General features: G+C 70.2%; 21 protein-coding genes. 8 read left to right on the top strand and 13 right to left on the bottom strand.

The window, feature by feature from the left end:
• Window positions 1–8 precede the first annotated feature (8 nt).
• From G401_RS0109015 to ngcE, 3 genes are all read right to left on the bottom strand, one after another.
• Window positions 9–779, bottom strand: coding sequence for a carbohydrate ABC transporter permease (locus G401_RS0109015; RefSeq protein WP_064741727.1), 771 nt, complete (start codon window positions 777–779; stop codon window positions 9–11).
• A 125-nt stretch (window positions 780–904) separates the two neighbouring features.
• Complete coding sequence (locus tag G401_RS0109010) at window positions 905–1,816, bottom strand: carbohydrate ABC transporter permease (RefSeq protein ID WP_027342239.1); 912 nt, start codon at window positions 1,814–1,816, stop codon at window positions 905–907.
• A 1-nt stretch (window position 1,817) separates the two neighbouring features.
• Window positions 1,818–3,239 (bottom strand): N-acetylglucosamine/diacetylchitobiose ABC transporter substrate-binding protein, encoded by a 1,422-nt coding sequence (gene ngcE / locus G401_RS0109005; RefSeq protein ID WP_027342238.1) that lies wholly within the window; start codon window positions 3,237–3,239, stop codon window positions 1,818–1,820.
• Window positions 3,240–3,440: 201 nt separating this feature from the next.
• On the opposite strand from ngcE, the gene G401_RS44480 reads away from it, so the two are divergent.
• Both G401_RS44480 and G401_RS0108995 read left to right on the top strand, forming a co-directional pair.
• On the top strand, window positions 3,441–4,382 hold the full coding sequence (locus tag G401_RS44480) for a BadF/BadG/BcrA/BcrD ATPase family protein (RefSeq protein ID WP_064741726.1): 942 nt from the start codon (window positions 3,441–3,443) through the stop codon (window positions 4,380–4,382).
• A 551-nt stretch (window positions 4,383–4,933) separates the two neighbouring features.
• Complete coding sequence (locus tag G401_RS0108995; protein ID WP_027342237.1) at window positions 4,934–5,650, top strand: hypothetical protein; 717 nt, start codon at window positions 4,934–4,936, stop codon at window positions 5,648–5,650.
• Between the two features lie 79 nt (window positions 5,651–5,729).
• Here the strand turns inward: G401_RS0108995 and G401_RS0108990 are convergent, their stop codons facing one another.
• From G401_RS0108990 to G401_RS0108980, 3 genes are all read right to left on the bottom strand, one after another.
• Window positions 5,730–6,638, bottom strand: a complete 909-nt coding sequence (locus tag G401_RS0108990) for a homogentisate phytyltransferase (protein ID WP_034591036.1) — start codon at window positions 6,636–6,638, stop codon at window positions 5,730–5,732.
• A 172-nt stretch (window positions 6,639–6,810) separates the two neighbouring features.
• Window positions 6,811–7,860: a cytochrome d ubiquinol oxidase subunit II gene (cydB, locus tag G401_RS0108985; RefSeq protein WP_027342235.1), complete on the bottom strand. Its 1,050-nt coding sequence runs from the start codon at window positions 7,858–7,860 to the stop codon at window positions 6,811–6,813.
• Window positions 7,861–7,882: 22 nt separating this feature from the next.
• Entirely contained in the window at window positions 7,883–9,322 is a 1,440-nt protein-coding gene (locus tag G401_RS0108980) for a cytochrome ubiquinol oxidase subunit I (RefSeq protein ID WP_027342234.1), read from the bottom strand.
• Between the two features lie 271 nt (window positions 9,323–9,593).
• Between G401_RS0108980 and G401_RS0108975 the strand changes: the two genes are divergently transcribed.
• Window positions 9,594–10,382: a lysophospholipid acyltransferase family protein gene (locus G401_RS0108975; RefSeq protein WP_027342233.1), complete on the top strand. Its 789-nt coding sequence runs from the start codon at window positions 9,594–9,596 to the stop codon at window positions 10,380–10,382.
• Window positions 10,383–10,387: 5 nt separating this feature from the next.
• Here G401_RS0108975 and G401_RS44475 read toward each other — a convergent pair whose 3' ends face one another.
• Entirely contained in the window at window positions 10,388–10,582 is a 195-nt protein-coding gene (locus G401_RS44475) for a hypothetical protein (RefSeq protein WP_157545494.1), read from the bottom strand.
• 288 nt (window positions 10,583–10,870) lie between these two features.
• On the opposite strand from G401_RS44475, the gene G401_RS0108965 reads away from it, so the two are divergent.
• The 5 genes from G401_RS0108965 to G401_RS44470 all read left to right on the top strand — a co-directional run bounded on the left by G401_RS0108965 (window position 10,871) and on the right by G401_RS44470 (window position 15,651).
• Window positions 10,871–12,241: an MFS transporter gene (locus G401_RS0108965; protein WP_027342232.1), complete on the top strand. Its 1,371-nt coding sequence runs from the start codon at window positions 10,871–10,873 to the stop codon at window positions 12,239–12,241.
• Between the two features lie 49 nt (window positions 12,242–12,290).
• A complete protein-coding gene (locus G401_RS0108960; RefSeq protein ID WP_407636836.1) occupies window positions 12,291–12,992 on the top strand; it encodes a thymidine kinase in 702 nt (233 codons plus the stop codon).
• 9 nt (window positions 12,993–13,001) lie between these two features.
• Window positions 13,002–13,820, top strand: a complete 819-nt coding sequence (locus tag G401_RS0108955) for a methyltransferase domain-containing protein (protein ID WP_034591035.1) — start codon at window positions 13,002–13,004, stop codon at window positions 13,818–13,820.
• Window positions 13,817–14,347, top strand: coding sequence for a DUF6886 family protein (locus tag G401_RS0108950; RefSeq protein ID WP_027342229.1), 531 nt, complete (start codon window positions 13,817–13,819; stop codon window positions 14,345–14,347). The genes G401_RS0108955 and G401_RS0108950 overlap by 4 nt, the downstream gene beginning before the upstream one ends.
• Before the next feature lie 77 nt (window positions 14,348–14,424).
• On the top strand, window positions 14,425–15,651 hold the full coding sequence (locus G401_RS44470; RefSeq protein WP_051366388.1) for a sporulation protein: 1,227 nt from the start codon (window positions 14,425–14,427) through the stop codon (window positions 15,649–15,651).
• Window positions 15,652–15,769: 118 nt separating this feature from the next.
• Here G401_RS44470 and G401_RS0108940 read toward each other — a convergent pair whose 3' ends face one another.
• The 6 genes from G401_RS0108940 to G401_RS0108915 all read right to left on the bottom strand — a co-directional run bounded on the left by G401_RS0108940 (window position 15,770) and on the right by G401_RS0108915 (window position 20,177).
• Window positions 15,770–16,519, bottom strand: coding sequence for a hypothetical protein (locus tag G401_RS0108940; RefSeq protein WP_157545490.1), 750 nt, complete (start codon window positions 16,517–16,519; stop codon window positions 15,770–15,772).
• Window positions 16,516–17,187 (bottom strand): hypothetical protein, encoded by a 672-nt coding sequence (locus tag G401_RS0108935; protein ID WP_027342227.1) that lies wholly within the window; start codon window positions 17,185–17,187, stop codon window positions 16,516–16,518. Before G401_RS0108935 ends, G401_RS0108940 begins: the two co-directional genes overlap by 4 nt.
• 73 nt (window positions 17,188–17,260) lie before the next feature.
• Window positions 17,261–17,911: a hypothetical protein gene (locus G401_RS55680; protein ID WP_027342226.1), complete on the bottom strand. Its 651-nt coding sequence runs from the start codon at window positions 17,909–17,911 to the stop codon at window positions 17,261–17,263.
• Window positions 17,911–18,549, bottom strand: coding sequence for a hypothetical protein (locus G401_RS0108925; RefSeq protein WP_169734165.1), 639 nt, complete (start codon window positions 18,547–18,549; stop codon window positions 17,911–17,913). The genes G401_RS55680 and G401_RS0108925 overlap by 1 nt, the downstream gene beginning before the upstream one ends.
• A 40-nt stretch (window positions 18,550–18,589) precedes the next feature.
• Window positions 18,590–19,390 carry a hypothetical protein gene (locus tag G401_RS0108920; RefSeq protein ID WP_027342224.1) on the bottom strand — a complete coding sequence of 267 codons (801 nt, stop codon included), beginning with the start codon at window positions 19,388–19,390 and terminating at the stop codon, window positions 18,590–18,592.
• A gap of 34 nt (window positions 19,391–19,424) precedes the next feature.
• On the bottom strand, window positions 19,425–20,177 hold the full coding sequence (locus G401_RS0108915) for a hypothetical protein (protein WP_027342223.1): 753 nt from the start codon (window positions 20,175–20,177) through the stop codon (window positions 19,425–19,427).
• Window positions 20,178–20,229 lie beyond the last annotated feature (52 nt).

Here is a 20,229-nt window from a genome sequence, read left to right as displayed (position 1 = left end):
ATCATCCGTCACTTCATCTGCCCGGCGGTGAGACCGGCCTGCACTTGGCGCTGGAATACCGCGTAGACGACCAGGACCGGCAACATGGCCAGGGTCAGTCCGGCGAACAGCCGGGAGTAGTCACCCCGATAGCCCTCGCTGACCGCCAGAGCGGCCAGCCCCTGCGCCAGGACGTACTTGTCGTCGTTCTTGAGCAGCACGACCGGCAGCAGGTACTGGTTCCAGTGGCCGAGGAAGTTGAAGATGCCGACGCTGATCAGGCCGGGTTTGGCCATCGGCAGCATGACCCGGAAGAACAGCCGGAACGGTCCGCATCCGTCGATCAGGGCGGCCTCGCTGACGGCCGTCGGCAGCGTCCGGAAGAACGCCGTCAGGAAGAACACCGTGAACGGCAGCGAGTACGCCGTGTACACCAGCATCAGGCCGGGCAGGCTGTCGAGCAGCCCGGCGTTGCGTACCACGAAGAACAGCGGCACGAAGGCGAGCACGACGGGGAACATCATGCCGCCGACGAACGCGAAGTAGATCAACCGGTTGCCCCGGAACTCGTAGCGGGCCAGGGCGTACGCGGCCGTCGCGCCGAGCAGCATCGTCAGCGTCAGCGACCCCAGCAGCACGATGCCGGTGTTGAGGAAGTACAGCCCGATGTGCCCGTGCGTCCAGGCCCGGCTGAAGTTCGACCAGCGCAGCTCGCTCGGCAGGCCCCACGGGTCGGACAGGATCTCGTCGTCGCTCTTGAACGCGCTGAGCGCCGCCCACAGCAGCGGCAGCGCCGTCATCAGCGCCCACAGCACGAGGAACCCGTGCGAGAAGACGTTCAGGGTTCCGTCGACGAGGGCGCCCCGGCCGACGCGCGTACGCGCCCGGGTCGCGGGTCTGGTCGAAGCGGTCGACACGGCCTCGCTCACGACAGCTCGATCCTCTCGCGCCGGGTCACCCGCAGGGCGAGGACGGTGATGCTCAGGGTCAGGAAGAACATGACGACGCCGATGGCCGAGCCGTAGCCGAACTTCGACTCCCCGAACGAGGTGTCGTACAGCCGCTCGCCGACGACGTCGGTGGAGAAGTCGGGGCCGCCGCGGGTCATGATCTGCACGATCGCGAACCCGTCCATGGCGATGATCGCCAGGTACACCCACGCCACCTGGATCGTGTCCCACAGCAGCGGGACCGTGATGCGCAGCAGCGTACGCGTGCGGCCGGCCCCGTCCAGGGCGGCGGCCTCGTAGATGTCGCGCGGGACGGCCTGCATCGCGGCGCCGAACAGCACGACGTAGAAGCCGACGTTGGACCAGACCATGACGGCCAGCAGCGCCCAGAACGCGAAGTTCGGGTCGCCGAGCCACACCTGCGCCAGCCCGTCGAGGCCGACCGCGCGCAGCAGCCCGTTGAGCAGGCCGCCGCGCGGGTCGTAGATCTGCGTCCAGAGCACTCCGATGATCGACACCGACAGCATCTGGGGGGCGAAGTAGACCACCTTGTAGATGCCGGAACCGCGGACTCCGCGTACCGTGCCGCGTCCGCCGCGTCCGCCGACGTTGAGCATCGTCGCCAGGAACAGCGACAGCGCGATCGTCAGCACGGGCAGCAGCAGCAACAGCCACACGTTGTGCAGCAGCGCGTTCCAGACGTACTCGTCGTGCCACAGGCGTTTGAAGTTGTCCAGGCCGACGAAGTTGTAGTCGGGCGACAGACCCTGCCAGTCCGTCGCCGCGACCAGGAACGTCTGCGCGTACGGGGAGACGACGAAGTACCCGTAGATCGCCAGTGGCGGTAGCAGGAACGCCAGCAGCAGCGGGTACTTGCCGTGCCTCATCTCAACTCCGCTTGTACTTCTTGATCGTGGTGTCGGACGCGATGGAGTCGGCGCCCTTCTGGCAGGCGGCGAGGAACTCGGCCGGGGTCGACCGGCCGCCGAAGAACTCGCCGCACGCCGCGTCGACCAGGTTGCGCTCGAGCTTGCGGTAGTAGATGTTGTAGATCCAGTTGAATCCGTTGCTCCCGGACGCCTTCAGCACGTCGACGCAGGAGGTCAGGCCGGGCGGCAGCTGTACGCCGTCGGCCGAGCCGCTCACGATGGTGAGGCTGGAGACCTTGCCGGTGAAGTCCTTCGCGCCCTTCATCGACAGCATCGTGCGCAGGTATTCCAGGCCGCCGAGCTCGTTCTTGGCCTTGGCAGGCACGATGAACGGCTCCCCGGCGGTGCCGCGGATCGCCTCGAACGGCAGCTTGTCGCCGCTGCCGAGGCTCGGGGTGGGCGTCACGGCCATGTTGAAGCCGGCGGGGGTGACCGCCTTGATCTCGTTCTCCAGCCACGATCCGCAGCTGACGAAGGCGACCTTGCCCTTGGCCCACTCGGTCTCGGACTGGATGTGGTCCAGGCCCGCCGAGCCGTCCAGGATGTACTTGTCCTTGACGATCTGGTACCAGGCGTCGGCGGCGGTCTTCATCGCGTCCGACGTCCAGGCGTTGGGCTCCAGGTTGTCGATCGCCATGGCGACCTCCGGCCCGGCGAGCTTGATCGCGGTCGAGATGACCGGCCAGCTCATGTAGCGCGGGTGCTTGCCCGGGTAGGTCCACGGCGCGATGCCCGCGGCCTTGATGTTCTTGCACAGGGCGATGTGGTCGTCCCAGGTCTTGGGGACGCTCCAGCCCTTGTCCGTGAACAGCTTCGTGGAGTGCCAGAGCCCGTACACCGTGTACGCGTAGTTCAGGATGTACGTCTTGCCGTCGAAGGTGCCGGTCTCGATCGCGCCCGGCAGCAGGGTCTCGCGGACCTTCTTGCCGGTGATGTCCAGGCTCGGCGCGTCGAGCAGCGGCGACAGCTCGGCCAGCGCGTTCTGCGAGACCAGGCCGCCGTTGTCGATCTGGCCGGCGCCGGAGTTGTCGATGACGTCGGGCGGCGTACCGTCGACGAAACGCGGCTGCAGCGTCTTGGAGATCTCGACGACGGCCTCGTGCTTGATCTCGGCCTTCGGGAAGTTCTCCTTGTACATCGCCTCGTGGGCCTTGGCGTAGTCCTCGCCGAAGCCGCCGTTGAAGACGACGACCTCCAGCGCCGCGTCCTCCTTGACGCCCAGCGGGTTCTTCTCGCTGACCGTGCCCTTGTTGCCGCTGTTGTCGGACGACTTGTCGTCGCCGAGCGCGCAGCCGGCGAGAAGGCCGGCCGAACCGGCGACCGCCGCCGTGCTCACACCCGCTCGCAGCAGCGAGCGGCGGGAAAGATCCTGTACAGACATCGTCTTCGCTGTCCCTCTTCGTTGATGGACTTCATCCAGGGTGGGATGGATCGGCAATGTGGGTACGGGCCGGGTGGCTCGCTGCGGTGGTGAAAGCAGGCTGCCCGGCGACCGTTGCCGCTGTCAAGGTTTAACCGTCACGTTTTTACGATTGTTAAGAAATCACCGCTCGGTTCGCGGCCGGTGTACAGTGCCGCCGTGATGTGTATCGGCCTCGATGTCGGCGGCACCGGCGCGCGTGGCGTACTCGCCGTTGACGGGCGCGTACGCGCCTGCAGCCGGGTCGACATGGCCAGCCGCGTCGGCACCGGCGGGATCGACGCCGACAACGCGGTCGCCACCCTCGTACCCCTCGTGACGGAGCTCCTTCACGAGACCGGCGTGTCCACTGTCGACTCCGTGGCCGCCGGGCTGACCGGGTTCGCGATGCTCGGCGCCGACCTGCGCGTACGCCTCCCGGCAGCCCTCGGCGAGGCCGGCGGCGCGCGTACCGTCGGATTGTGTTCCGACATGCTGACCTCCTGGGCGGGGGCGCTCGGCCTGGCCGGCGGCGCGGTGGTCGCGGCGGGGACCGGCGCCGTGGCGCTGGGCACGGACCTGGCCGGTACGTGGCGGCGGGTGGACGGCTGGGGTTACCTGATCGGCGACGTCGGCGGCGGATCGTGGCTGGGCCGCGCCGCGCTGCAGGCGGCGCTGCGCGCCGACGACGGCCGGCCGGGCGGCTCACCGGCGTTGCTGGCGGCACTGCGCGAACGCTTCGGCACCCCCGCCGACCTGGTACGCGAGCTCGCGACGCGGGCCGACCGGGCGGGTGTGATGGCGGGTTTCGTGCCCGCGGTCGCGGCGGCCGCCGCCGACGGTGACCCGGTCGCCACCGCCCTGCTCGCCGAAGCCGGTACGCAGCTCGCGCAGACCGCGCTCGCCGCGCTGCCCGACGGCGCGCCGCGGACGGTCGCGCCGACCGGCAACCTGTTCCAGGCCGGCGACGCGCTGTGGACCGCCTTCACCGCGACGGTCGACGCGGACGCGACCCGGATCTCGCCGCGAGGGACCGCGGTCGACGGGGCGGCCCTGCTCGCGGCCGCGGCCCTCGACGGCACCGTGCCGGCGGCCGCACCCCTGGAGCTCTACCCCGCCGCATGACCGCGTGCGCGTCCCCACGCAGCATGATCGCGTGCCCGTCCCGCGGCCGCATGATCGCGTGTGGATCAGGGATCGCCACGTAATCTTGGGCCAAGATTCGGGTGATTTCCGTGATCCAAGCGGGATCTTGGGATGGCCGGCGGCCCGGGGGCGGCGCCTGGGGGCGGCGAGCGGGCCGCACCGCAGCGAGCCCGCCCCGCCCCCACATCGCAAGCCGCCCGCGGTGCACCAAACCGCGGGCGGAGGCGGCGCCGGGTCGTGCGGGACCCGGCACCAGCCCATGGATCGGCAGCGTAGGCGGCCCCGGTACACAAACCCTCCAGAACCGCTACAGCCCCCATAGGCCGCGGGTCGCGAGATCGTCGGAGGCGGGGGCGGCGCAACGGTGGAGGTGGCCGTCCCGGGTAAGGAGTAGCCTGCGCCCGAACACCACATGGCATGTCGGCGTCAAGATTGTCGGCGCCCTCTGGTAGAAGTTCTAGTCAAACATGTGTTCGTAGAGAGGCGGCTCCCCTCCGGGCCGCCGTGGTGGCGAAAGCGAAGTGACGAGGATGGCCGGATTGTCCAAGACGGATCTCGATCAGATCCGCTCCGTGCTCGAGGGCGGCAAACGTCCGCGGGTGGTGTTCACCGAGTCCGCCGGGCAGATCGCCGGACAGGTCGGCCAGGTCGTCGAGCTGGGGAATCCGAAGGACGACGACGAGTGGATCGTCGTCAAGTTCGGCGGCGACGCGCTGCCGTTCTCCCCCGCCGACCTGGAGATGCCGCCGCGTGGCGGGGTGCCGAAGAAGTCGGCGGTCGTCAAGCCGGCCGAGCCGCCGGTCGAGGAGACGCTGCCCGGTGGCCGCCGTCCGCTGGCCGTCGGCGAGGATCTCATCGAACCTGCCCAACCATCCAAGCCCGCCCGTCAGGAGCCGACCGTGTCCGAGCCCGCCGCTTCCGCCGAACCCGTCGCCCCCGCCCCGCGTAAGGCGGCGGCGGCCCGTGCCCCGAAGGTCAAGCCGCCGGCGGCGCTGACCGTCACCCTCGCCTACACCGAGGGCGAGTGGACCGTCGGCGCGACGCAGGGCACGAAGGCGCTGGCCAAGCCCTACGTCATCAAGCCGGCCGAGGCGCTGCAGTTCGTCGGTCTGCTCGACGTGCCGGGCGTGCACGAGGCCGTCGAGGCGATCCTCGCCGCCGAGCGCGACGCGGCCAAGTCCCAGGCCGAGAAGCTGCGCGCGGAACTGGCCGAGGTCGAGGCGAAGCTGGCCGAGCTCGGTATGTAGGCGAGTTGTTCCCCGGCGGCCTGGCCGTGCCGCCGGGGAACGTCCGGCGGGGGAAGACGCCGGTTTCAGCGGGCCGGGCTCAGTGCGGTCCGACGAGGACGGCCAGCGGGATCGCCAGGAATTCGAAGTAGAACAGCTTCCACACGAGCATGTAGTAGCGGTGGACCGCCTTCGGGTTCGCCGCGTCGAGGCCGCGCGCCCCGAGCAGCATCACCGTGAGCGCTCCGGCGTGGGTGACGACGAGGATCCAGCCGCGCGTACCGGGGACGCCGATCAGTCCGGCGACGATCACCCCGAGGTAGCAGGCGGCGAGGATGCCCTGGCAGAGCCGGATCGTGGCGGCCGGTCCGATGCGCAGCACGAGGGTGGCGATCTGGTTGCGGCGGTCGCCGTCGGCGTCGGGGACGTCCTTCATCAGGGCGATGACGATCGCGAATCCGAACAGGAATCCCACCAGCAGCAGCACGTACGCGGGCAGCGCCGCCCGGCCCGTCAGCGACGCCGAGTACGCCAGGTACACCCCGATGTTGGCCACGACCGCCCGGGCCAGCACGATCGAGGCGGCCGCGAAGAACGGGAACCGCTTGAGGCGTACCGGGGGCAGGGAGTAGCCGGTGCCGATGAGCAGGATGACCGCGATCGCCGCGAACAGGTAGCCGCTCTGCCAGCCGGCCAGGGCGAGCGCCGCGACGCCGGCGGCGACGACGATGACGACCGCGCTCGGCCGGCGTAGGCTGCCCGCCGCGAGCGGCAGGTAGGGTTTGTTGATCCGGTCGATCTCGACGTCGGTGAGCTGGTTGAGGCCGACGACGTAGACGTTGACGGCGATGCTGGCGATGAGGACCACGAGCCACATGCCCGTGTCCTGCCGGTGGGCGGAGTGGCTGGCGAGAACGTACAGCGCGCAGACCGCGAGGATCGTGCCGATGATGGTGTGCGGGCGGGCGAACTGCCAGACGGTCCGCAGGCCTGCCGCGGTGGTTCTCATGGCACCGACTATGCCGTGATCTTGCCTCCGGCGCTACCGCTACGCTGCTCAATCAGGTCATTCACCCGCCTAAAGAGGTACCTGGCGGGTACCCAACCTCTTACTCATGTTCATCAATGAGTAGGCGACGCAGTCCCCTGCGCCGCCTACGGGAGTGAATCGGGCCGGTGGTTCAGTGACCGGAGCCCGCCGGGATGTGCTGCACTCCGATGCGCTTGCGGAACACCCAGTAGGTCCAGCCCTGGTAGAGCAGCACCAGCGGGGTGAACACCAGCGCCACCCAGGTCATGATCTTCAGCGTGTACGGTGTCGACGATGCGTTGTGGATGGTCAGGCTCCACTCGTCGCGCAGCGTCGACGGCATCACGTCCGGGTAGAGGGCCAGGAACAGCGACACCACGGTGAGCCCGATCGCCACGGCGGTGCCGAGGAACGCCCAGCCCTCGCGGGGCCGGCGGCCGCGCAGCACCAGCAGGCCGGCGACGAACGACGCCGCGGCCAGCACCCCCGTCGCGATCGACCAGGCGGTCGAGCGCTGGCTGAAGGTGAACAGCAGGAACGCCACCGCGACGACCGCCGCGGCCAGGCCCGTGCCGGTGGCGACGTTGCGGGCGCGGTCGCGTACGTCACCGGTCGTCTTGAGGGCCAGGAAGATCGCCCCGTGGGTCAGGAACAGCAGCAGCGTCGTCAGGCCGCCGAGCAGCGCGTACGGGTTGAGCAGGTCCCAGAAGCCGCCGATGTACTCCAGCGGTCCCCCGTTGAGCGGCCGGGGTGCGATCTTCAGGCCGCGCACGATGTTGGCGAACGCGACGCCCCACAGGAACGCCGGGATCGCGGAGCCGGCGACGATGCACCAGTCCCACCGCTGCCGCCAGCGGGCGCTGTCGCGGGTGCCCCGGTACTCGAACGCCACCCCGCGGACGATCAGCGCCACCAGGATCAGCAGCAGCGCCAGGTAGAACGCGCTGAACATGGTCGCGTACCACTCCGGGAACGCGGCGAAGGTGGCACCGCCGGCGGTGATCACCCACACCTCGTTGCCGTCCCAGACCGGTCCGATGGTGTTGATGAGCACGCGCCGGCGCCGCTCGCCGAGGTCGCGGTCGGCGGCCCGGCCGATGACCGGCAGCAGCATGCCGACGCCGAAGTCGAATCCTTCGAGGACGAAGTAGCCCGTCCACAGGACCGCGATGAGGATGAACCAGAGGGTGGTCAGTTCCACGGCAGGTCTCCTTTCCGGGCGCTCAGTACGCGAACGCGAGCGGGGCGTCGGAATCGGCGGGCGTCTCCGGCGGCGGGGTCACGTCGGGTACGCCGGCCTTGGCGTACTTGAGCAGCAGCCCGACCTCGACCACCGCGAGTACGCCGTACAGCAGCGTGAACACGGTCAGCGACGTCATCACCTCGCCGGTGCCGACGGTGGGCGAGACGCCCTGGGCGGTCTTCATCTGGCCGAACACGATCCACGGCTGGCGGCCCATCTCGGTGAAGATCCAGCCGACGCTGTTGGCGGCCAGCGGCAGCAGCGGCAGGGCCAGGCCGGCCCAGCGCAGCCAGCGTGTCCTCGGCGTACGCCCGCGGCGGGTGGCCCACAGCGCCCACAGCGCCACCAGCGCGGCCAGCGCCCCGAACAGGATCATGAACCGGAACGTCCAGTACGTGACGGGGATGATCGGCTTGTAGTCGCCCGGCCCGTACTTCTGCTCGTACTCGGCCTGCAGGTCGTTGATGCCCTGCACCTTGCCGTCGAAGCTGCCGGTGGCCAGGAACGACAGCAGGTGGGGGACCTCGATCGAGAACACCGGCTCGCTGCCGTCGAGCGTACCGATGGTGAGCAGGGAGAACGGGGCCGGTTGCGAGGTGTTGTAGAGGGCCTCGGCGGCGGCCATCTTCATCGGCTGCACCTCGGTCATGATCTTGCCCTGGATGTCGCCGCTGATGAACATGCCGACCATCGCCACGAGCGTGGTCCACACGCCGACCTTCAGCGCGCTGCGGTACGCCCGCCGGTCCATGTCGGCGGTCTTGGCGTTCTTGCCTTCGCGCATGATGTGCCAGAGCGCGACGCCGGCGACGAGGGCGCCCGCGGTGAGGAAGCAGCCGATGATCGTGTGCGGGAACGTGATGAGGGTGACCTTGTTGGTCAGCACCGCCCCGAAGTCCGTCAGCTCCGCGCGGTTGGTCTTCGGGTTGAAGGTGAACCCGACCGGGTGCTGCATGAACGAGTTCGCCGCCAGGATGAAGTACGCCGACAGCGCCGTACCGGCCGCCGCGATCCAGATGCAGGCCAGGTGGATGCCGCGCTTGAGCTTGTCCCAGCCGAAGATCCACAGCCCGAGGAAGGTCGACTCCAGGAAGAAGGCGAGCAGCGCCTCGATGGCCAGCGGGGCGCCGAAGATGTCCCCGACGAACCGTGAGTACGCCGACCAGTTCATGCCGAACTGGAACTCCTGCACGATGCCGGTGACGACGCCCATGGCGAAGTTGATCAGGAACAGCTTGCCGTAGAACTTCGTCAGCTTCAGCCAGCGCAGCGCGTGCGGGTCCCCGCGCCGCTCGGCCCGCACCCACGCGGTCTGGAATCCGGCGACGAGGAACGACAATCCGATGGTGATCGGGACGAAGAGGAAGTGGTAGACGGTCACGATGCCGAACTGCCACCGTGCCCAGGCCAGCGCGTCCACGGGGAACCTCCCATAGAGATCTTCTGCGCCGACCATACGGCTCCGGTGTCCGTTTCGTACGTGAAATGTGATCGGGGTCGGGAATCCCGGGGCCGGTCGCAGGGCCTGGCACGGATGTGTTTAGCATTCGCTCAAGGGTGCGTCTTCACTCTGTGACCGCGGCGCCCTGCGGGGCCCGCCCCGTGCGGCCGGCCCGTCCGCTCGGGGTCCTTGCGGGCGGACTCCTCGTGCCAGCCGGTAGCGGTCGCCGCAGCTGTGGCACTATGCCGCAGTGAGTTCCGTGCAGCCGTGGCGTACCCCGCTCACCTGGCATGTCCTGCAAACCCTGGCCCGCGGCGTCGTCGGCGCACTGGCCCGGCTGGAGGTCACCGGCGACATCCCCGCGCCGCTGCGCGACGGGCCGCTGATCCTCGCGGTCAACCACATCGGCCCGTTCGATCCGATCGCCCTGTCGGCGGCGACCGCCGCGATCGGCGTACACCCGAGGATCATGGCGACCGGCGGGCTGTTCCGGGCGCCGATCGTCGGTGCGGCGATGCGCGCCAGCGGGCACATCCGGGTCAACCGCACGCGGGTGTCGGCCGACGAGGCGCACGCGGCCGCGGCGGTCGACGACGCGACCGCGGCCCTGGCCGCCGGCAGCATCGTCGCCGGCTACCCCGAGGGCCGCATCACCCTCGACCCGGGCCTGTGGCCCGAACGCGGCCGCAGCGGCATGGCCCGCCTGGCCCTCGCGACCGGCGCGCCGGTCCTGCCGGTGACCCAGTGGGGTTCCCACGAGGTCCTGCCGTACGCGGCGCCGACCGGCATGTGGCCGGCGATCCTGCGCGACCTGCGCCACCGGCCGACGGTGCGGTTCCACTTCGGCGACCCGGTCGACCTGACCGGCCTGGACCCGGCCGTCCGCGGCGACGTCCAGCGGGCCACCGACCGCATCATCACGGCCCTGCGCACCGACCTCGCCCGGCTGCGCCCGGACGAACCAGACCGTCCACGCTGGACGGACCCCACCCGCCCGGCCGAGACCCGGCGGACCTTCCAGGCCCCCGAACCCCGCTGACGCGCCTACCGGTGCCGGGCGCGCACGTACGCGGCGACCACCTCGCGGGTGCTCGTCAGCCCGAGCAGGACCCGCAGTTCGGCGACGCGCCGGTTCGCGGTCCGCAGCGACATCCACTCGGCGGCCGCCGCGGCGGCGATGGTCTGCCCATCGGCCAGCCGCTCCAGCAGGGCAACTTGATCGGGCGACAGACGCGTCACCCAGTCAGCACCGCCGGCGCCATCGGGAGCCAACGCGAACACCTCCACCCCTCGGCATGCCGCGCACTCTCCTACCCCCGTCTGGGTTCCATCGACGATCGTCGGGTCATACGTCTGGTCATTGTCACCGAAGCTTTACCGATTGACTAGAGGTGTTCGGGATTCCGCCCTATCTCCCTGTCACCATTCCCCTACGGGGTGGATACGGATTCGGTGACGCACCCGGGCCAAGGTCCATCGGTTCGGACGACCCACACATCCCCCGTGGAGCTGGCAGAATCGGCGGCCATGACGACCGACGCAGCCGAGCCCGTGCTGCTGCCCCCGCCGGCCGCCGGCGACCCCGCTACGCGCCGCGAGCGGACCGGCTGGTACTTCTACGACTGGGCGAACTCCGCCTTCTCGACCACCGTGGTCACGGCCTTCCTCGGCCCCTACCTGACCCATGTGGCCGAACAGGCCCAGGACGCCGACCAGAACGTGAGCCTGCTCGGCCTGCACTTCGCCGCCGGGTCGCTGTTCCCCTACACGACGAGCCTGTCGGTCGTGCTGCAGGTGTTCCTGCTGCCGGTCGTCGGCGCCCTCGCCGACCGGTCCCACCGCAAGAAGCAGCTGCTGGCCCTGTTCGCGTACCTCGGGGCGGCGGCGACGATCGGACTGGTGTTCCTCACCGGCGACCGGTACGCCCTCGGCGCCGCCCTGTTCCTCATCGCCAACCTCGCGTTCGGCGGCAGCGTCGTGGTCTACAACTCGTTCCTGCCGCAGATCTCCGACGAGAACGAACGCGACGCCGTCTCCAGCCGCGGCTGGGCGTTCGGCTACCTCGGCGGCGGCCTGCTGTTCCTGCTGAACGTGGTCGCCGTCGTCGTCCTCGGCAGCAGCGACGACAAGCTGCTCGACATCGCCCGCTGGTCACTGGTGTCGGCCGGCGTGTGGTGGGCGGTGTTCACCACCTTCCCGCTGCTGTGGCTGCGCAACCGGCCGGCCACCGGCGGCGAGCACCGCGGCAACCCGCTCCTCGACGGCTTCGTCCAGCTCGGACGGACCCTGCGCAGCTTGAAGGCGTACCCGCTGACGCTGTTCTTCCTCATCGCGTTCCTCATCTACAACGACGGCATCCAGACCGTCATCGCGATGGCCGGCACCTACGCCAGCGGCGAACTCGGCTTCGACAGCAAGGTCACCATGCCGGTGATCCTCATGGTGCAGTTCATGGCCTTCGGCGGCGCGATGCTCATGGGCGCCATCGCCAAGCGGGTCGGCGCGTGGAAGACCGTCCTCGGCAGCCTCGCCATCTGGGCCGTCATCGTCATCGCCGCGTACTTCCTGCCGGCCAACAAGGTCCTGCCGTTCGTCATCCTCGGCGCGGCCATCGGCATCGTGCTCGGCGGCAGCCAGGCCCTGTCCCGGTCGCTGTTCAGCCAGCTCATCCCGAAGGGCAAGGAAGGCGAGTACTTCGGCCTCTACGAGATCTCCGACAAGGGCACCAGCTGGCTCGGGCCGCTGCTGTTCGGGTTCGTCTACGACCAGACCCACAGCTACCGGCCGGCGATCGTCTCACTGATCGTCTTCTTCGTCTTCGGCTTCGTCGCCCTGCTCGCCGTCCCGATGCGCCGGGCCATCACCGCCGCCGGCAACACCCCGCCCCGCCTGCTCTAGCCCCCCGTCGATTTAGCGCCACGGGCCGCCGCCCATTAGGCTGCGGCCCGTGGATCATTCGGGGAACCCCGCCGAGCTGGAATGCCGCGCCGCCGGCGACGGCCGGCTGCGGGGCGGTGCGACGCTCAAGTTCTTCTGGGGCCCCATGGACTGCGGCAAGTCCACATTGGCCCTGCAGATGGGCTACAACCACGCCCGCCAGGGCCGCCGCGGCATCGTGCTGACCCGCAACGACCGCTCGATGGGCCCCAAGGTCACCACCCGCATCGGGCTCAGCCACGACGCCGTCGAGGTCGACGACGCCCTCGACCTGGTCCTGCTCGTCCGTGAACGCTGGGCCGCCGGCGCCGCCGTCGACTACCTCATCTGCGACGAAGCCTGCTTCTACAGCGTCGCCCAGATCGAGCAGCTCGCCGACCTCGTCGACACCTACGACATCGACGTGTACGCCTTCGGCCTGGCCACCGACTTCCGCTCGCAGTTCTTCCCGGCCGCCCAGCGGCTGTTCGAACTCGCCGACAGCGTCCACCGCCTCCAGGTCGAGGTGCTGTGCTGGTGCGGCCGCGAAGGCCTGCTCAACGCCCGCGTCGTCGGCGGATCCGTGGCCCGCGAAGGCGAGCAGGTCGTCATCGGCGACACCGCCGCGGCGTCCACCGAAGAGGTCCGCTACCAGGTCCTCTGCCGCCGCCACTACCGGACCGGCGAACTGGGAACGCCACCCGCCGTAGCGCCCGCCGGACCGGCTGAGTAGCGTCACCCTATGGGACGAGTCGACAGCGGTACCTTCGACGAAGCGATATCGGCCTGGCGGCAGTGGCAGGACGCGCCCTGGGGACGCCTGCGCTACGCCATCGCGGCAGCCAACCTCGGCCGGCACCTCGACCACGCGCTGCCCGGCGGTGAACCCGGCCGCATCCTCGACGTCGCCGGCGGCAACGGGGTCGAGGCGATCCGCTTCGCCACCGACGGCCACCGCGTCACCCTCGTCGACTACTCCGCCCGCATGCTCGCCGCCGCCCGGGAACTCGCTTACAAGGCCGGCGTCGCCGACCGGGTCACCATCCACGAGTCCGACGTCGCCCAACTCGCCGAACTCCTCGGCGAAGGACTCGTCGACGACGGCAACGACCTCGTGCTCTGCCACAACCTGCTGCCCTACGTGACCGATGTGGAAGCCACCCTCGCCGTCTGCCTGTCGGCCCTGCGGCCCGGCGGCGTGCTGTCCATCATCTGCTCCAACGCGCACTCCGAACCGCTGCGCATCGCCGTCCGCGAGCAGGACCCCTCCGGCGCCCTCGAAGCCCTCGACGCCCCGACCCGGGTCGCGAAGACCTTCGGCACCCCGGTCGTCCCGCGTACCGCCGAGGAAGTCGGCAAGCACCTCGACAAGCTCGGCGCCCGCATCGTCGGCCACTACGGCATCCGCAACGTCTGCGACTACATGACCGACGACGAGCGCAAGTACGACGCGAGCTTCTACGCCGAACTCGAACGCCTCGAACTCGCCCTCGCCGACCGGATGCCCTACAAACTCACCGCCCGGCTCTTCCACCTGGTCGTCGTAAAATCCGCGGAATGATCCCCGGACCCGGCGAAGTCCTGCATTTCTCCGAAGACCCCACGATCACCGTCTTCCACCCGCACGTCGCGGCGACCGCCCGGCAGGCCGAAGCGTACGTGTGGGCGGTCGACGCGCACGACGCGCCCAGCTACTGGTTCCCCCGCCAGTGCCCGCGCGCCATGGCCTGGGCCGACCCCGCCACCACCGCCGAGGACGCCCTGCGCCTGCTCGGCCCCGGCACCCCCCGCGTACACACCATCGAGTACGCGTGGCTGCCCGCGCTGCAGAACACCACCCTGTACGCCTACCGGCTGCCCCAGGACCGCTTCGAGCCCCTTGAAGGAGGCGCCGCGTGGGTCGCGACGCGGACGGTGACCCCGCTCGGCCCGGCGGAGAAGGTCGGCGACCTGCTCGAAGCGCACCGCGCGGCCGGCATCCAGCTGCGCCTCGTCGACCGGCTGTGGCCCTGGTGGGACGCGGTGATCGACAGCACACTCGGCTTCAGCGGCATCCGCCTCGCCAACGCCCAGGAGTTCCCCTACTGACGGGTCATCCCTGAGACTTCCCTGAAAACTACGTTTCGTAGGGGTAGATCTTGACCCCGCGCGCCATCATGGGTCCCATGGTCTTCAAGAAACTGCTGGGCAGTCTCGGCATCGGCGGTCCCACCGTGGACACGGTGCTGTCCCAGCCCACCGTCACCCCGGGCGCACCCCTCGCGGGCCAGATCCTGCTCGCCGGCGGCGGCTCCGACACCGAGATCGAGAGCATCACCCTGATCGTCACCGCCGAAGCGGCCGGCGCCGCGTACGACGTCGCCCGCATCCCGGCGGCCGGCCGGTTCGTCCTGCCCGCCGGCGCCCACCACAGCATCCCGCTGTCGGCGCAGCTGCCCTGGGAGACCCCCGTCAGCATCATCTACGGCCAGCCCCTGCCCGGCATCGCGCTCGGCATCCGCACCCAGGTCGACGTGCGCGGCGGATCCGGCAAGACCGACCGCGACCCGATCGCCGTCCAGCCGCTGCCGGTGCACAACCACCTCCTGGACGCCCTCGGCCTCATCGGCTGCCGGTTCGTCCGCGCCGACCTGCGCCCCGGCCAGCAGGCCGGCCTCGGCGTACCGGTCGCGCAGCGGATCACCTTCTACGCGCCCGCCGACGGCCGCACCCCCGGCGCCCACCTGCCGCAGCTGAGCATCAGCTACGCCGCCAACGCCCACGCGCTCGACGTCGCCGTCGAAGCCGGCTGGGGCAGCCAGCCCGCCCGCTACACCCTCGCGCACTCCGAGGCCACCGGCGACATCAGCGCCACCGTCGCCACCTGGGTACGCGACGCGCTGGCCCGCGTACCGCAGCAGGGACAGGGGGCGGGCGCGTTCATGCAGCCGCCGCCGGTCGCGTACAACCAGCGCGGCGGGCAGCCCGGCTACGGCGGCCAGGGCTACGGCCAGCCCGGCTACGGCGCGCAGCCCGGTTACGGCCAGGGCTACGGGCAGCCCGCGTACGGCGGCGGCGGATACGGCTACGGCCGCAGCGGCCCCGGCATGGGCAGCATGATCGCGGCCGGCGCCGGCGGAGCCGCCCTCGGCTTCCTCGGCGGCATGGTCATCGGCGACATGCTCGACGGCCCCGACCACAACAACACCGAGAACGTGACGGAGAACGTCACCAACAACTACTACGAGAACGACCCCGGCGCGGGCGACCCCGGCAACACCGACGCCTCCTACGACAACAGCTCCTACGACGGCGGCGGCTACGACAACGCCTCCTACGACGGCGGCGGCGACTTCGGCGGGGGCGGCTACGACGACTTCGGCGGAGGTGACTTCGGCGGCGGGGATTTCTGATCCCGCCCGGCACCCGCTTCTGCAACACCAGGGCGCGGAGCTACGCTGGCCGCCATGTTCAAGGCCTTCGTGTGCTTCGCGCTCTTCTTCATCGCCGTCGGCGCCGCGGGCATGTACTTCAGCGAACAGCGTCGCCGAAACGGCGGGCCCCGGCGCTGACCGCGTACGCCGTCATCAGCTCCGCGTACAGGCGGCGATGCTCGTCCGGCGTGCCGATCGCCGCCCGGAACTCCGGCCGCCACCGGTAATACGCGATCGCATAGGCCAGGAAGCGGCTGTCCACCCCCGCGTACGCCAGCCGCAGCGGCCGCCGGCCCGCAACGGTGAACATCACCATCTCCCGCCGCGCGCCGCCGCGTACCACCGTCACGGGTAAATCAGGCAGATCATCCCACGCGTACACCAAAGTGCGGAAAAGGCCACGGACCGTCACACCGCGCGCGGACAGCGACACGACGGTGGCCGCCGCGAACAGCCGGGCGGCGGTGAGCGCGAAGGCGCCTTCGAGGGCCAGCCAGGCCGGCGCGAGGCCGGCCAGCCGCTCTCCCGGATGCAGCGCGTACAGGCACACGACCGCTCCCCACAGGGCGGGCATGGCCGCGAGCAGCGGGCGGACGGGCGCCCGGAACTCGCCGACCGCCGGGACGGCGGCGAACGCGGCCGGTGGCTCCGCCGCAACGACCGCCGCCAGAATGAGGGCACCCTGACCGAGCCAGGCAAACAAGTAGGCCGGCCACAGCGCCTGCGGCGGATCGGGGAACGACCACAGCAGCACCGCCGAGGTCACGACCGGGACCGCGGTCAACGCGGCGAACACGCGCACCAGCACGGTCCGGTCGGGCCGCGGCTCCCCCACCGGGTACGTCATGCGGGAATGCGGGCGGCGACGAGCGCGGCGTAGAGGCGGCGGTGCTCGGCGGGGGTGCCGATCTCGGAACGGAACTCCGGATGCGTCCGGTAGTACAAGATCGCATCCGCCAGGAACGTTGGATGCACATCCGGCCAGCGCACCAACCCCGCCGGACGGACGACCGCCGCATCCCACGGCGTGACCCGCGCGGCAAGACCGGTTCGGACGCCTTCGGGAGTCAGCACCACTCTGAACGGGCGCAGCAACGCCGCCAACGCTGGAAGCACCGCCGCACCCGCCAACACGACATAGGCCGCCCGCATCAGCACGTCCACGAGATCCGCACCATCCCAGTAGCCCGGGTGCATCAGCTGGAGGCAGGTGTACACCCCAAACGGCACCAGCATCCAGGCGGCGATCGGCCGGACCCGGACCCGGAACTGTCTGGCCTTCTCCACCGCGATGAACGCCGCGGGACCGTTCCGCCGACCCGCCAGCTGCACGAACGCCGCGAGCTGAACGAAGATCATCAGCACCGACAGGAAGGCCAGACCAGCCCAGACGGGCCGGGACACCTCGACCTCCGCCCCGACGAGGAACACGGCACCGACGATCGGAACGAGCGCCAGCAAGGCCGGCAGGCGTACCTGCCAGGTGCGGTCGGGTACGGGATCACCAGGTGCCATCAGTCGTTCTCCATGAGATGCGCGACGCTCGTCTGCCGAGTGCGGTCGGATGTCGGGTAATCGGCCGGCCCCGTCATGCGGACACCCGGGCAGATACGAGGACGGCGTAGAGGCGGCGGTGCTCGGCGGGGGTGCCGATCTCGGAACGGAACTCCGGATGCGCCCGGTAATACAAGATCGCATCCGCCAGGAACATGCGGTTCACGTCTGCCCAGCGCAGCAGGCCCATCGGCGGCACGACCGGCGCGTCCCACGGCATCACCCGCCCCCGGAACAGCCGTACACCCTCGGGCGACAGCGCCACCGCGACCGGAGCCACCAACGCCAGCAGAGCCGACACCGTACACACGCCCACGAGCGACACGACCGCCCCGCGGGTCAGGGCGTCACCCCAGTCCGGATGGAACAGCTCCAGGCAGTTCCCGACCGCCCAGGGCAGGAACGCGCAGGCGACGACCGGCCGGACCCGCAGCCGGAACTCACCCGCCGCCGACACCGCGAAAGCCGCCGGTCCACGCCCACGGCTCGTCAGGACGAGAACCGCCAGGAACTGGACCACCATCGCCACCAGCGGCAACGGCACCAGCAGCCGCCACGTCTCGACGGACACCACCTTGACATCCGCGACGACCAGCGTCATCGCGACTACGGCCGGCACGAACGCCAGCAGCGCCAGAAGGCGTACCTGCCAGGTGCGGTCCGGAACAGGATCACCAGGTGCCATCAGTCGTCCCCCATGAGATGTGCGACATCCGCCTGCCGGCCCCGCGCGTACGCGGACACGACCTCGGCGTACAGCCGGCGATGCTCCGCCGGGTCGCCGATGCGGTCCCGGAACTCCGGGAAGGTGCGGTAGTAGTCGACGGCCGCGCGGACGAAGTCCGGATACACGTCGCCGGTGCACAGCAGGCGCGTCGGCGCCGTGAGGTCCTCATCCCAGCCGTAGGTCCGTACGCGGCCGAGGCCGGGCGAAACCTTCAGCCCCGCCGGGGTCAGCGCCCCCACCGACGGACTCGATCCGAAGCCGACGACGAGCCAGACCGGGACGGCCAGGAACAGAAGCCACAGCAGACGCCAGCCGCCCGTCGGCCATGTCATCCCCGCCACGCCCGCGCCCAGGAGCAGCACGAGGATCAGCGGGAACGCGGCCCCCACGGGCCTCATCCCCACCCGGAACTCCGCCGCATCCGGTAGCACGCGAAAAGCGGACACGGTCCATGCCGACGTCCGCTGAGCCACGAAGACGAACAGAGCCAGCACGAGGATGCCGACGATCGTCGCCCCGCGCCACGCGTCCACCGCCGTACGCGGCGGCAGCAACGTCAGAACCACGACGCCGACGGCCGCGACCACGGTGGACACGGACAGGACACGAACCACCCACACTCGGTCCGGCCGCGGATCACCGGGCACCGTCGACGCCCCCATGGCTCGGCACGGTAGCCGGTACGGGCCACTCCGCGAGGGCCGCGCACAGCCGCTCGTAGCCGTCGAGAGTGCCGATCCCGGCCCTGGCCTCAGGATGCAGCCGGTAGTACTCGATGACCGTTGCGAGGAACCGGGGATCCACGCGGACCCCGCTCAACGGAAGGTCCACCTCGATCCCGTTCCACGGAAGCCGCCGACGCTGCGACGGAAGCCTCAGCCGGACGGTGACGGCCCGCCGCTGCCACCAGCGGCGGGGCGGCATCACCTCGGCGGTCACGTCCGCCAGTTCCTCCCACGTCCACCAGCGGGGGCGCCTCGGCCCCCAGCGCAACCACAGGCCCCGCGGCGACAGACCCAGCGAGTCCGGGGTCCCGGCCATCAACGCGCCGACGAACACCACCACGACCATCGGCAACGCACTCACGACCAGCGGTCCCCCCGAGGGATACCCGGTGGAGACGACACACAACGCGAGGCCGAAGCCGAGCAGCAGAAGGCCGACCGTCGTGACGGGCCGGTCCGGCACCCGGAACTCACCCCGGTCGGCGCGTACCACCAGGGACGGCGGCAGCCGCGCCCACCAGTCCGAAGCGATCGGCAGAACCACGGCGACCGCTATCGGAACCAGACACCACAGGAGGAGATGCCGGACCGGCCTCGGCGTCCAGAGGTCCGACCAGTCCACCAGCCACAGCATCAACGCGGGCGGGAAGACGATGATGGACAGGCCGAGGACGCGTACCAGCCAGGCTCGGTCACGGCGCGGAACTCCCACGGCGGGGACGGTAGCCGAACCCCGGCGCTCACGATCACCGCCGGACGGATGGTTGTTCCTGGTACCACTCGGCGAGCGCGGCGGTCATCCGGCGATAACCGTCCAGGGTGCCGATCTCCGTCCGCGCCTCCGGACGCAGCCGGTAGTACTCGATCACATCGGCGAGGAACCAGGCATCCACACCCTCCGGCAGGACCGGCGTCTTCCGACGCCAGGCGTCCGGCGTCAGTCGCAGTTCCACGTAGCGCATCGAGAGAAACGCCCGCGACGTACGAGGCGGGCCCATCGCCTGCGCCCGCTCGATCTGCTCCCACGGGATCAGCCGCGCCGATCCCAGTAGGCGGCGATAGCCCAGACCCCGCATGGAGATCACCAGCGCGGTCGGGACCATCACCAGCCGGACCGCCATCAGCCCCAAGAACACCCCGGCCGCCAGCCACACCGCCGTGAAGAAGTTCGGCGTCGACAGCGCCGTCGCGACCACGACCCACCAGGCCACCGGCTGGACCGCCGTCGGCAAGGCGACGCCCACCCGCAACTCCCCCGGCCCGAGGACCAGGCTCGCCTGAGCCCGCGGCCACCGCCGGCCGAGCAACTGCAGGGCCACGGCCGTCAGCACAGCCACCGAAAACCACGGAAACCTCAGGGTCGAGGTGCCTAGCCACGTCGAGGTGCCCAGCCACAAAGACGACCAATCCGTCAGCCACAGCGACAGGCCGATCGGCACGACGACCAGCGCCGCGAGTACGCGTACGAGCCAGGCCTGATCCGGCCGCGGTTCCCCCATGGACGGCACGATAGCCCGCCGGCCGTGAACGTGATCACAGCCGGACGGACAG

The organism is Hamadaea tsunoensis DSM 44101, assembly GCF_000428945.1.
Taxonomy (GTDB): Bacteria; Actinomycetota; Actinomycetes; order Mycobacteriales; family Micromonosporaceae; genus Hamadaea; species Hamadaea tsunoensis.
The sequence above is the reverse complement of the archived record's forward strand: the minus strand, read 5'-3'. Positions and strand labels throughout refer to the sequence as shown.